Origin of the sequence: Brachyspira hampsonii (genome assembly GCF_001746205.1) — a bacterium.
Taxonomy (GTDB): domain Bacteria; phylum Spirochaetota; class Brachyspiria; order Brachyspirales; family Brachyspiraceae; genus Brachyspira; species Brachyspira hampsonii_B.
On record NZ_MDCO01000006.1, the window covers coordinates 117,206 to 131,704 of the forward strand.

General features: G+C 26.0%; 8 protein-coding genes and 2 pseudogenes. 6 read left to right on the forward strand and 4 right to left on the reverse strand.

What is annotated here, in order from left to right; all coding sequences use genetic code 11:
- Positions 1–145: 145 nt before the first annotated feature.
- Positions 146–1,222, reverse strand: a complete 1,077-nt coding sequence (locus BFL38_RS03645; RefSeq protein WP_069725782.1) for a BMP family lipoprotein — start codon at positions 1,220–1,222, stop codon at positions 146–148.
- A 70-nt stretch (positions 1,223–1,292) separates the two neighbouring features.
- Positions 1,293–1,676, reverse strand: a pseudogene (locus tag BFL38_RS03650) (BMP family ABC transporter substrate-binding protein); the annotation flags it as partial.
- Between the two features lie 255 nt (positions 1,677–1,931).
- Between BFL38_RS03650 and BFL38_RS03655 the strand changes: the two are divergent.
- The 5 genes and pseudogenes from BFL38_RS03655 to BFL38_RS03675 all read left to right on the forward strand — a co-directional run bounded on the left by BFL38_RS03655 (position 1,932) and on the right by BFL38_RS03675 (position 10,819).
- On the forward strand, positions 1,932–4,514 hold the full coding sequence (locus BFL38_RS03655) for a BspA family leucine-rich repeat surface protein (protein ID WP_069725783.1): 2,583 nt from the start codon (positions 1,932–1,934) through the stop codon (positions 4,512–4,514).
- A gap of 111 nt (positions 4,515–4,625) precedes the next feature.
- Positions 4,626–7,034, forward strand: a complete 2,409-nt coding sequence (locus BFL38_RS03660) for a BspA family leucine-rich repeat surface protein (protein WP_069725784.1) — start codon at positions 4,626–4,628, stop codon at positions 7,032–7,034.
- Between the two features lie 43 nt (positions 7,035–7,077).
- Positions 7,078–8,280, forward strand: a pseudogene (locus BFL38_RS03665) (BspA family leucine-rich repeat surface protein); the annotation flags it as partial.
- A 40-nt stretch (positions 8,281–8,320) separates the two neighbouring features.
- Positions 8,321–10,429, forward strand: coding sequence for a BspA family leucine-rich repeat surface protein (locus tag BFL38_RS03670; RefSeq protein WP_069725785.1), 2,109 nt, complete (start codon positions 8,321–8,323; stop codon positions 10,427–10,429).
- Between the two features lie 114 nt (positions 10,430–10,543).
- The gene (locus BFL38_RS03675; protein ID WP_069725786.1) at positions 10,544–10,819 is read left to right on the forward strand and encodes a PTS transporter subunit EIIB; all 276 of its coding nucleotides are present in this window, start codon (positions 10,544–10,546) and stop codon (positions 10,817–10,819) included.
- A 25-nt stretch (positions 10,820–10,844) separates the two neighbouring features.
- On the opposite strand, the gene BFL38_RS03680 is transcribed toward BFL38_RS03675, so the two are convergent.
- Positions 10,845–12,539 (reverse strand): DNA repair helicase XPB, encoded by a 1,695-nt coding sequence (locus tag BFL38_RS03680; protein WP_069725787.1) that lies wholly within the window; start codon positions 12,537–12,539, stop codon positions 10,845–10,847.
- 38 nt (positions 12,540–12,577) lie between these two features.
- The gene (locus tag BFL38_RS03685; RefSeq protein ID WP_069725788.1) at positions 12,578–13,270 is read right to left on the reverse strand and encodes a tetratricopeptide repeat protein; all 693 of its coding nucleotides are present in this window, start codon (positions 13,268–13,270) and stop codon (positions 12,578–12,580) included.
- Positions 13,271–13,443: 173 nt separating this feature from the next.
- Here BFL38_RS03685 and BFL38_RS03690 point away from each other — a divergent pair, with 173 nt between their 5' ends.
- Positions 13,444–14,475, forward strand: coding sequence for a hypothetical protein (locus BFL38_RS03690; RefSeq protein ID WP_069725789.1), 1,032 nt, complete (start codon positions 13,444–13,446; stop codon positions 14,473–14,475).
- Positions 14,476–14,499: the final 24 nt, after the last annotated feature.

The window sequence follows — 14,499 nt, forward strand, 5'->3', positions numbered from 1 at the left end:
TCCTATTATATTTTCTATATAACTATTTAAAAACAATTATATATAAAATATAGTTCAATGATTTTAAATTGTCAAATATTTATAAAAAAAATAGAGATACCAGATATGAAGCTGATATCTCTTAATATTTTAATAATTAATACTTTTATTGTATCAAATTAACTTTAACTATGTCTAAAGGCAGTTCATTAACATCTTTAGCATCTTTATCAGTAAGAACTTTTATTTCACCCATATTAAGTTTCTGATATATTGTATCATAATCATTTTGAGTGAATTTTTGGAATTTGGAAGTAGCCATAGGAAGACCTATACCATTAACTTTAGCATCAAGCACAACAGATTGTCCTCCCGGGAATTTAGCATTATAAAAATCATCTATAGCATTATAAACAGATTCTCCAAGCATTTTCATAGCAGAAGTAATAACAGTAGGAGATTCAGCACTTTGATCTATATCAACACCTATAACTAATCCATTATTTTGTTCAGCAGCACTCATAACAGAGTTTCCAGCTCCTCCTGCAGGAGCAAATATTACCTGTACGCCGCTTTGATACCAAGAAGTAGCTAAAGTCTGATTCTCAGGAGTAGCATTGAAGTTTCCTATATATGTATAATTTATTTTTATACTTTCTACAGGCATATTCATTTCTTTAGCGGCATAATTAGCTCCTTGTACGAATCCGTAACCAAATCTTATAACAGCAGGAACAGCCATACCTGCCATAACGCCTAAATTAGTATAGCCTTCTTTTACTATAGCGTACCCTGCTAAAAATCCAGCTTGCTCTTCAGCATAAAGTACAGAATAAACATTTGTTTCTATTCTAAAATCAGTATAAGTTCCGTCCTGAGGAGTACCATCTAAAAGCACAAAACTTACACCTGGATGAGTATCCTGAGCTCTGTATACAGCAGGTTCAAATAAAAATCCTGGAGTTACTACCAATTTAGCACCGGCAGATACTGCTAAATCTATAGCATCAACATAAGCATCAGTAGTTTTTTGAGCAGGCTGATAGTATTTATGAGATATAGATTTTTCCTGAGCATATTTTGTTAAGCCTTCCCAAGCTCCTTGATTGAAGGATCTGTCATCTATAGTACCTACATCTGTTATTAATGCTAGTTCATATCCTCCAGATTTTTTTTCTCCTCCGCATGAAATCATGAGAAGAAAACTCATTAATGTAATGATTGAGATAAGAATTTTTTTCATAATTTAATGTCTCCTGTATTTATAATATGTTTATTTGCTAAAAATTATTAAAGCCATATATAATTAATATTTATTTTATATAATTTATTTTTATTATATTTAAAGGTAAATCTTCTACTGTTTGTGCATCTGTATCTTTTAATATTTTTATACTGCCGTTTGAAAGCAGATAATATATTGTATCATAATCATTTTGAGTGAATTTTTGGAATTTAGAAGTAGCCATAGGAAGACCTATACCTTTAATTTTAGCATCAAGCACAACAGATTGTCCGCTCGGGAATTTGCCATTATAAAAAGAATCAACAGCATTATAAACAGACTCTCTTATTAATTTCATAGCAGAAGTTATAACAGAAGGAGATTCAAAACTCTGATCAACATCAACACCTATAACTAATCCATTATTTTGTTCAGCGGCACTCATAACAGAGTTTCCAGCTCCTCCTGCAGGAATAAGACTTGTATCAATATCACTAAGTTTGATGCTGATGTTGATTCCAATACTGATTTTCATGACAGAGTAAAAATTGATATTTATTTTGATAATGAAAATGGTGAAGAGGTGAGTAAAAGATTTGTTTATACTTTGTTAGTATTAATGATTTGGGATTTTAGACTTACAGATTTATTTTAATTTTTAATATGATATAGTGGGTATAATACTTTTACCCTGCTCAAAAATAATAATTAATACTTGGATAAATTTATGAAAAAGTATAAACCAACAACAAAAACAGAATTAAAAAAATTAGTATTCACCAACAACGGCATCAAACTTAGTGATATTGATACAAGTCTTATCACAGATATGAGTGAACTTTTTAATGAAAGTGAAAGAAAAGATTTCGATGGCATAGAAGAGTGGGATACTTCTAATGTTGAGGATATGTCTTATATGTTTGCATGTATGGACTACAATGTTTTAGGAAAATACTCAAATACAGAGTTTAATCAGCCTTTAAATAATTGGAATGTATCTAAAGTGAAAAACATGAATAATATGTTTGCTTATTGTTCATATTTTAATCAGCCTTTGAATAAATGGGATGTTTCAAATGTGGAAAATATGTCTTGCATGTTTTTGGGTGCGAAAAAGTTTAATCAGCCTTTAAATGATTGGAATGTATCTAAAGTGAAAGATATGAGCGATATGTTTCATAGATGTGAAGCATTTAATAGGCCTTTGGACAAATGGGATGTTTCTAATGTTACAGATATGTCTAATATGTTTAATGTGGCTAAAAAGTTTAATCAGCCTTTAAATAATTGGAATGTATCTAATGTTGAAGATTTATCAAACACATTTCGTTATTGTAAAGCTTTTGATCAGCCTCTTAATGATTGGGACGTATCTAATGTGAAAAATATGGAAGGTATATTTGAGGAATGTGAAATTTTTAATCAGCCTTTAGATAAATGGGATACTTCTCATGTTGAAAGTATGGAAAATGCATTTAAAGCATGCGGTAAATTTAATCAGCCTTTAAATAGCTGGAATATGTCTAAAGTAACAAATATAGAGCGTATGTTTGCTTTTACAAAAGAATTTAATCAGCCTCTTGATAAATGGGATACAAAAAACGTCATTAGCGTAATGTTGTTGTTTACATATGCACACAAGTTTGATCATTATGAATCTTTAGCAAATTGGAATTTAGACAGTTTACAAGCTATAGGTTTAATTTGTGATGATGAGGATAAATTACCTATAAGACTTCAAGTATATAGGCAGGCATTTTTTCCTAAGGACGATATTATAAGTATAACAAAATTTAATGTTAAAGAAATATATGAGCTTATTGCAGATGATAAAAATAAAAAAGTTGTAAGATTAAGAAAAAGACTTGAAAGTGATTTCTCATCAGAGCTTTCATTTGTTACAAATGATTATAATTTCAAAACTATAGAAAAATCAGAAAAGTATGCTGAAAGAAATTACAATGCTAAAAAATATGATAAGAAACTTGAGTTTATAAAGGATTGCCATGTTCTAGTAAAAGATAAATCAAGAGAAGTAAATATCAATCTCATAAAGTATATATATTCAGAATATTTGTCTTTAAAGAAAACTATTAAAAAATTAGAAAAAATTGATAATATGGTTAATTTACTTGATTTAAAATCATTTGTGAATTTTACCAAAGAGATTTATTTAAAAAATCAAGATGAAGTTATCACTGCTTTTGTTTATGCTATGTACGGAGGAGATGAAGCTTTAAAGAAAATATCAGAATTAATGTATACTATTAAATCAAAAAATCTCCTTACAATGATAAGCTTTAATATAGAAAGCAGATATGCTCAGAGTTTATTATATAAAATATATATAAATTCAGCTAAAAGTGCAATTCGTAAAGAAGCAGTAGAAATGATTAATGAGTTACTTGAAAAAATTAATATAGGTTATACTGAATTTAGATTAAGATGTATGCCTAATTTGGGATTCAATTCTAAATGTGAAAAAGAGTTGAATGAAGATTATAAATTAATTGTCAATAATGATTATACTTTGAGCTTTTTTGATATAAAAAATAATGAAGAATTAAAAAAGGTTCTTCAAAACTTTGATGAAAAATTAAAAGAAGAAATAAAAGAATTAGGAAAAGAAGTAGATAAGTTTATTAATCATAGCTCACATATTTTAAGTATTATGCTGATAAACGGTGATATATTTAGCTATGATTTATTTAAAGAAGTATTTATTGATAATTATTTAATGAATAAATATGCTTCATCTTTAATATGGAATTTATGCGACAAAGATAAAAATTTTATAACAACTTTTAGATATTCAAGTAATGGAAGCTATTTCAATTGTGAGAATGAAGAAGTAAAAATTAATTCTGATAATTTTATAAGTTTGGCAAGTCCTATAGAAATAGATTATGATACTATAAATAAATGGCGAAAACAGCTTGAAGATTTCCAATTATCACAGCCTATAAATCAATTAACAGTTATAAAATTAGATAAAGATAATTTGAAAAAAGAAATAAAGAAAATAAAAAATATAGACACAAGCTACGGAGCTTTTAAATTCTTTGCTAAAAAATATGAAATGCATACCAATGATGCATTAGAAAATAATGTAACATATACATTTACATCAAATGATGGAGATATTTTTACAATGTCTGCAAAAGTTGATGAGGATATAGAATATGATGATTTAGTAAATATTACTATTGATTTTAAAAAAGCTAAAAATAAAAAAGAAATAAGTAAAAGATTTGTTTATACATTTTTAGTATTTATCATTTTGGATTTTAGACTTACAGATTTATTTTAATTATAATAAATAATTTTAATATACATGGCAGACATCATAGTTTTGTGTCTTCTATAAAGATATAATTGATTTTCATAATTTTATATCCATTATTGAAATTAGGAGGAATTGATGAATAAACATAAACCAGCAACAAAAGAAGAACTTAAAAAATTAGTATTTACTGACGGTATAAAACTTAGCGATGTAGATACAAGCCTTATTACAGATATGAGTGAACTTTTTCAGAAAAGTGAAAGAAAAGATTTTGAAGGCATAGAGGATTGGGATACTTCTAATGTTGAGAATATGTCTTGGATGTTTAGAGAGTGTTTAAGTTTTAATCAGCCTTTAGATAAATGGGATACTTCTAATGTTACAAATATGAGCGGTATGTTTAGTCTTGCTAAAACTTTTAATCAGAATATAAATAATTGGAATGTTAGTAAAGTTGAAGATATGAGTTATATGTTTAATGCATGTGATTCTTTTAATCAGCCTCTTAATGATTGGGATGTATCCAATGTAAAAACTATGGAGGCTATGTTTCATTCTGCCATTTCTTTTAATCAGCCTTTAGATAAATGGAATACTTCAAAAGTTGAAAACATGCATGATATGTTTTGCCGATGTAAACAATTTAATCAGCCTTTAAATAGCTGGAATGTATCTAATGTAAAAACTATGGAATCTATGTTTTATTCTGCCGATTCTTTTAATCAGCCCTTAGATAAATGGAATACAAAAAAATTAAGTAAAATGTACTCAATGTTTAAATATACTGACAGATATGACTCTTATGATTCATTAGCAAATTGGGATTTAAGTAAAGTATCAGATATTAGTGATTTCTGTTCTAACTATGAAAGATTCTATGAAAAATTGCCTTTAAGACTTAGAGTATATATGCAGGCATTTTATGGTTCTCACAAAGTTTATGTACCTATAGAAAATAGTGATAAAGAATATGATGATGATTTTATATCAGAAGAATATGATTTAGTATCAAGAGATTATATAACTATCACAAAAGAAAATGTTAAAGAAGTATATAATGCAATATCAAAAGATACAAATAAAAAAGTTATGGCATTAAAAAAGAAATTAGAAACAGAGTTTAGTAAAGAACTTTCATCTGTTACTGATGATTATAATTTCAAAACTATAGAAGAAGCAGAAAAGTATGTTGAAGATAATTATAATAAAAAAGATGATAAGAAAGTAAGTTTTATAAATAATAATTATAAGGTTTTGATAAAGGATAAATCAAGAGAAGTTGAAAATAAAGTTTTAAAATATATATATTTAGAGTATTTGGTTCTTAAAAGAGATATTAAGAGATTAAGCCAAATCGATAATATAGTTAATTTACTTGATAAAGAATCATTCATAGAGTTTATCAAAAATATTTATAATGAAACCAATAAAGAAACGGCAGCTTTTATTTATTGTTTATACGGAGGATATGAGGCTATAAAAAATATATATAAAAAAGAAAAAGATACTAAACTTTCACTTTTAATAATTAAATTAAATATAGAAAGTAAATATGCACTTAGAATATTATATGAAATATATTCAAGTACAAAAAAATCTGAAGTCCGTTATGAAGCTTATAATCTAATTGAGGAAGTGATGAAAAAAATGAATATTAGCTATGAGGAGTTTGAATTAAGATTTTCTCCTGATTTCAGCTTTAATTCTCAAGGTGAGAGACTATTAAATGAAGATTATAAATTAATTTTGAATAGTGATTATTCTTTGAGTTTATTTGATATAAAAAATAATAAAGAGTTAAAAAAGATTCCTCAAAACTTTGATGAAGATTTAAAAGATGAAATAACAAAATTAAGAAAAAAAATTCCTTCTTTTATGAAAGATACTTCTTCTCTTTTGGCTGTTTTATTAGCAAGCGGAGAGAAATATAGTTATGATGTATTCAAAGATATTTTTATTGATAATGCTATGATGAATAGATTTGCTTCATCTTTGATATGGAATTTATATGATAATAACGATAATTTTATAACTACTTTTAGATATTCAGGCGATGGAGGTTATTCAAACTGTGAAGATGAAGAATTAAAAATTGATGATAATACTTTTATAGGTTTGGCAAGCCCTGTAGAAATGGACGATGACACTATAAATAAATGGAGAAAGCAGCTTGAAGATTATGAAATAGCACAGCCTTTACAGCAATTAACTATTATAAAATTAGATAAAGATAATTTGAAAAGTGAAATAGAAAAAATAGATAATTTAGAAATAGCCTATGGTACTTTTAAGGCTTTTGGTGCAAGATATGAAATGTATTCTGAGTATATAGGATACGATGTTGTTGAAAGTTATTCATTAAAATCAAAGAATGGCGATACTTTTACTATAGATGCTGATGTTGATTCTAATACTGATTTTCATGACAGAGTAAAAATTAATATTTATTTTGATAATGAAAATGGAGAAGAAGTAAGTAAAAGATTTATTTATACTTTATTGGTATTAATGATTTGGGATTTTAGACTTACAGATTTATTTTGATTATAATAAATAATTTTTTAATTTATAATTAGGATATGATATTATGAAAAAATACAAACCAACAACAAAAGAAGAACTCAAAAAATTAGTATTTACTGACGGTATAAAGCTTGATTGTGTTGATACAAGTCTTATAACGGATATGAGCAATCTTTTTCATGAAAGTAAAAGGAAAGATTTTCAAGGCATAGAAGATTGGGACGTTTCTAATGTTGAGGATATGTCTTATATGTTTGCATATATGGACTATAATTTTATTTTAGACTTATCAAGAATAGATTTTAATCCTAATTTAAATAATTGGAATGTATCTAAAGTTAAAAAGATGAGTAATATGTTTGCCTATTGTTCTAATTTTAATCAGCCTTTAGATAAGTGGGATACTTCTAATGTTTCCGATATGTCATTTATGTTTTTGGGGGCAAAAGAGTTTAATCAGTCTCTTAATGATTGGAATGTTTCTAATGTGAAAGATATGAGAGGTATGTTTAAGTTAGCAGAAAGTTTTAATAAGCCTTTGGATAAATGGAATACTTCTAATGTTGAAGATATGTCATGTATGTTTAATCTGGCAAAAAACTTTAATCAGCCTTTAAATAATTGGAATATTAGTAAAGTTGAAGATTTATCAAATATGTTTAGTTATTGTACTATTTTTAATCAGCCTCTTAATGATTGGGACGTATCTAATGTAAAAAATATGGAATCTTTGTTTGATAGTTGTTCTAATTTTAATCAGCCTTTAGATAAATGGGAGACTTCAAATGTTGAAAATATGTTTAGAATGTTTGACGATTGTAAAAAATTTAATCAGCCTTTAAATAGCTGGAATGTATCCAATGTAACAAATATTGCCTGTATGTTTCAGTTAGCAAAAAGTTTTAATCAGCCACTTGATAAATGGGATACAAAAAAAGTAATTAGTATAGCATTTTTGTTTGAATATGCCGATAAGTTTGATCATTATGAATCTTTAGAACATTGGAATTTAGATAAATTAAAAGATATAACTTTAATTTGTGATGATGAAAATAAATTGCATACAAGACTTAGAGTATATATGCAAGTCTTTTATCCTAAAGAAGATTATATAACTATAACAAAAGATAATGTTAGAGAAATATATAATCTTATTTCAAAAGATAAAAATAGAAGAATATCCAAATTAAGAAAAAAACTTGAAAGTGATTTTTCAGAAGAACTTTCATCTGTTACAAAAAATTCTGATTTAAAAACTATAAAAAAATAATGAAAAATGCTATATTAAAATCAGTTTGGAGATAATTATGAGAAAATACAAACCAGAAACAAAAGAAGAACTCAAAAAATTAGTATTTACTGACGGTATAAAGCTTAATTGTGTTGATACAAGTCTTATCACAGATATGAGTAAACTTTTTTATGAAAGCAAAAGAAAAGATTTTGAAGGCATAGAATATTGGGATGTTTCTAATGTTACAAATATGGATTCTTTGTTTAGGCAATGCGAAAAATTAAATCAGCCTTTTGATAAATGGGATACTTCTAATGTGGTAAACATGGAAAAGACATTTTTCTCATGCATGAAATTTGATCAGCCTTTAAATAGTTGGAATGTATATAATGTAGAAAATATGGATATGATGTTTTATATGGCTCAAAGTTTTAATCAGCCTCTTGATAAATGGAATACACAAAAACTAATCACTGCTGCGGGATTATTTAGATTTGCGTATAAGTTTGATAATTATGAGTCTTTAGAAAATTGGAATTTAGATAATTTAGAAGAAGTTGGTACTTTTTGCGATGATGAGGATAAATTACATACAAGACTTAAAGTATATATGCAAGCATTTTATCCTAAAGAAGATTATATAACTATAACAAAATTTAATGTTAAAGAAATATACGATCTTATTGCAAAAGATAAAAATAAAAGAATTGTAAGATTGAGAAAAAGAATTGAAAGTGATTTTTCTAAGGAGCTTTCATTTGTTACAAAAGATTATAATTTCAAAACTATAGAAAAAGCAGAAAAGTATGCTGAAAAAAAATATAATGCTAAAAAAGAAGATAAAAAACTTGAATTTATAAAAGATTGCCATGTTCTAGTAAAAGATAAATCAAGAGAAGTAGATATTACAGTGATAAAGTATATATATTCAGAGTATTTATCTTTAAAAAGAATGATTAATAGATTAGAAAAAATTGATAATATAGTTAACTTGCTTGACTTTGAATCATTTTTGAAGTTCATTAGAGAAATTTATTTAGAAAATCAAAACATAGAAATATCAGGTTTTATTTATGCTATGTATGGAGGAGATGAAGCTTTAAAAGAGATATCTGAATTAATATTATTAGGTATTGATTCAAAAGTTTTCCTTATAATGATAAAATTCAATATAGAAAGCAAATATGCTCAAAGTTTATTGTATAAAATATATTCAGATACAAAGAAAACCGAAGTTCACAAAGAATCTGGAAAAATGATTAGTGAATTACTTGAAAAAATGAATATTGGTTATACTGAATTTAGATTAAGATGTATTCCAAATTACGGATTTAATTCTCAAGGTGAAAAAATATTAAATGATGATTATAAATTAATAGCTAATAGTGATTATAGTTTAACTTTATTCGATATAAAAAATAATAAAGAATTGAAAAAGATTCCTCAAAACTTTGATGAAAAATTAAAAGAAGAAATAAAAGAATTAAGAAAAGAAGTACAAAAATTTATTAATCATACTGCTAGTATTTTAAGTATTACATTAATAGATGGTGATATATACAGTTATGATTTGTTTAAAGAAGTTTTTATTGATAATTATTTAATGAATAAATTTTCATCTTCTTTGATATGGAACTTGTATGATAAAGATAAAAAAATTATAACAACTTTCAGATATTCAAATGATGGAAGTTATTCAAATTGTGATGATGAAGAAGTAAAAATTAATGCTGACAATTTTATAAGTTTGGCAACTCCTGCAGAAATGGATAATAACACTATAGATAAATGGAGAAAACAGCTTGAGGATTATGAATTAGTACAGCCAATAAATCAATTAACACTTGTAAAATTAGATAAAAAGAATTTGAAAAAAGAAATAAAAAAGATAAAAAGTATAGAAGCAAGTTACGGAGCTTTTAAGGCATTTGCTAAAAGATATGATATGTATACTAATGATGTATTGGGATATAATGATACTATAGCATATACATTTCCTGCAAATGACGGAGATATTTTTACAATGTCTGCAAAAGTAGATGCTGATACAGAATATGATGAGCCAGTAGATATAACTATTGATTTTAAAAAGAGTGAAAATAAAAAAGAAATCAGCAGTAGATTTGTCTATACATTTTTAGTATTTATAATTTTAGATTTTATGCTTACTGATTTATTTTAATATATTAGTTTTGTTTCAAAACTAATACAATCTTATCAAGTCTTTTGAAACAAGTCTATTGTAAATATATAAAAAATATATATAATTAATTGTTAAAATATACAGAGGTTTTTTATGGAAGTAAATTATAAAAAAATGGCAGAGGATATAATATCAAAAGTAGGTAAAGATAATATAGAACTAGTTAGTTATTGTGGTACAAGATTAAGATTAGTTGTGAAAAACAGAGAACAAATTAAATATGATGAAATTGAAAAAATGGAAGGTGTTATATTTGCTTTTTACGGTTTCGGAAAATATCAAATAATTTTATCTGGATATACTGCTATGGCTATTTATTATGAAATGGAAGCATTGGGAATAAAAACTCATAATAAATATAATTTATAATAATTATTTTTTATTTGTTAAATTTTTAATTATTAAATTCCAATTCTTCAAATGAATCTTTATCCAACAACTCATAATGATATCCCTGTTCTGTTAAGAATAATTGTCTTTTATGAGCAAAATCTTCTTCTTTTGTATCTGTGGTTATTATTGAAAAGAAGTAGCTTTTATTTTCACCTTTTTTAGGACGAAGAACTCTTCCCAATCTTTGAGCTTCTTCTTGTCTTGAACCGAAAGTTCCAGAGATCTGTATTAAAACATTAGCATCAGGCAAATCAACAGCTAAATTAGCAACTTTACTTACTATAAGTATTTTTATTTCTCCGGTTTTAAATTTTTTGTATATTATGTCTCTTTCGCTTTGAGGAGTTTTTCCTGTGATTATAGTATATCCTGTCAGCCTTTTCATCTCATTTAATTGATCCAAATACTGACCTATTATAAGAATATTTTTTCCTTCAAGCTTTTCTATGATTTTTTTTACTACTGTATATTTAAGAACATTTTCACTTGCTATTCTAAATTTAACTTTATCACTGGATATAACATAATCAGATCTATGAGAATCATCTAACGGTATTCTTATATCATAACAGTATGCTTCAGCTATAAATTTCTTTTCTTCTAACTCACGCCAAGGTATATCGAATTTTTTAGGTCCTATAAGACAGAACACATCTTTTTCAAGTCCGTCTTCTCTAACCAAAGTAGCAGTAAGCCCTAATCTTCTCATACTTTGAATTTCGCTTGTAAGTTTTATTATAGGTGCCGGAAGCAAATGTACTTCATCGTATATTATTAATCCCCAATTATGCTGAAAGAATAATTCAAAATGCACAAATGGAGATTCTTTATTTTTTCTATATGTAAGAATTTTATAAGTAGCTATTGTTATAGGTTTTATTTCTTTATTGAGACCATTATATTCACCTATATCTTCAGGAGGAATATCAGTTTTATCCAATATTTCGTCTCTCCATTGACGGCATGCTGTAACACCTGTAACTATTATAAGTGTTTTTGTCTGAGTTTTATGCATTGCGGCAATTCCTACAACAGTTTTACCAGTACCGCATGGAAGAGCTATAACTCCTGCACCGCCTTCAGGTTTACCATCAGCATAGAAAGCATCTACAGAATTTTTTTGATAATCTCTTAAAGCAAAATCATCTCCGCTTGATGCTAATTTTTCTCTCATATTAAAATGATATTCTTCGCCTGTTTTATATCCTGCCAAGTCCTGAACGGGATATCCTATATTTATAAGTGCAAGTTTTATATGTCCTCTGTATGTGGCATCTATCTCTAATTTGTTTTTGTTAACTTCTGCCTTTATATATTTAGTCATTAATTTGTAATGCAGAATTTCATCTATAATATTTTTATCTTCACTTATAAGATAGTATTTATCATTTTCTTTTATTATTTTTATTCTTCCGTATTTTTCTATACTAGTCTCAATCTGCTTTACTATATTTTTTGGAATTTCATAAGATGTATATTTTTTCAAAAAATTAAGTATTTGATCTGATGTATAGTTTAAACTAGCAGCATTCCATAAGGATACTAATGTTATTCTATATGTATGTATATATTCAGGACTTTTTACTAATTCTGCAAATACTAACATAAAGTTTCTAATTTCTTCAAAATGTTTTGTGCTGACATCTAAAAGAATAGTACCGTCGCCCTGAACTATAATAGGAGCATTTTTGTTCAATTTATTTTCCTTTTGATATTAATGATGTATAATTTTTTTTAATAAACATTATTTTCTATCAATGAAATAGTTTCTCTAAATAAAGAAAGATATTCAGCATTATTAGTATTTTTAGTAGTCCAAGACTTTAACACATTCAAGGCTTTTGTTCTATCATTTTGTGATAAATAAACATCGGATAATGTTAAAGTAGCCTGAGGGATTAAATAGCTTTTAGGATATGCTTTAATAAAATTTTCCAAAGTAGATACAGCCTGAGTATAATTAGTCAATCCTATTTGTGTATTAGCTAAGTTATATATTGCAGTTTCCTGTAAATAGAATCCTCTTGAATTTGCTACTTCCTGATAGTATTTTTCAGCTTCCTTTAGATTATTTATATCATAATAAACACATCCCAATGCATAAGCACTTCTTAATTTAAGTTTATTACCTTTAGCGGCATTATATACTTTTTGAAATCTTGAAGTAATATCTATTATTAAAGCAGGATCATTTAATTGTTCTGCTGGTAATTGTGCATTTTGATAAACATTATATAAAGCTAATGCTGATTCAAACTCTACATTATTAGCTGCATCCTGACTTTCTATATTTGCTCTGTAAAGCAGAATTCCAGCTGCAATTACAACTATTAATACAAAGCCGGATATGAATATTATTCTATTATTATATAGATATGTGAATATTAATTCAGCATTTTTTTGCAGTTTATTTGTATTTTCAGACATAAAAATCCTCTTAAAATCTATTAATTGAGAATAATCAATTATAATGATTAAACATAAAAAAATCAAGTATTTATTTTAATAATTATTTTCGGTATGATTGTATTGGGGTATTGTTTATTATATTACTTATGATATAATAATGCTTAGAATTTTTTTATTTTAGGTATATATTTATGTCGCAGCAAAAAATAAATCCAAATGATGAAGTAGTAGTTATAAAAATATTAGCCGAATATAGTGATTTAAACAAATACATATATGTTGTTTTTTTTATAGATAAATATAATAGCAGTTTGATAGATATTGCATTTGTTATTTCAGGAGATCGTAAACTTTTAACTTTTTTAAATGCTTATACTGATTTACTAGAATTGTATAAACATATTAAAATTTATAATAGACTTAATAATGAGAGCAATCCATATTTTGATAAATTTTATGATGTAATTTCAAATATTCTAAGTGAAGATAGAAATATTAATAATATTATAATATATCAAAGCAATAATAATATTATTTCTATTATTGATATATTTGCAAGTGCTATGAATAAATTTATGGATTTTCATATAGGTACATTTGATATAAACAGCAGTATTTTAGATATTAATTCTGTTCGCAGTGCTATAGAGAATGTTGATAAAGAAATGGAAGATGTAGCTTCTATGCATTCAGCACATCAAAATAGCGGCAATGAAACTAAAGATGAAAATGCCTCCTCTGAAGAAGTTCAGACACCTCATTATAAACTTATTAATGCTTCATTTGTAGTTGATCCAATAGGAGGAAAATCTATAAATGATATAGTTGCAGGAGATAAGGTTATAGTTAGTATAAATTCTAATACAGTTGAAGAAAATATAATATATCTTGAGCTTAAAGGAAAAAAGGATAAGTATTCCAAATATTTAGTTCCTGCTGAAGTATTAGAAAAAACTGTAGGAGAAAAATCCATTAAAATTTTATTAAAATTAATAGACGGATATTGCTGTCTAATAGAAGAAATTGAACCCATTAAATTAAAATTATTCAATCCTGAAAAAGATGTGTATGTTGAGCCTAGCGAAGAAGATAATGGAAATAAAAGTTTATTTGAGAGAATATTTTCTAAGATAAGCACTTTTAAATTAATGATGTTTGGACTTGGTGCTATTATAATATTTGTATTTATTGCTATGGTATATGTATTCTTCTTTCAAACTTGATTTATTATTAAAAATAATATTTTT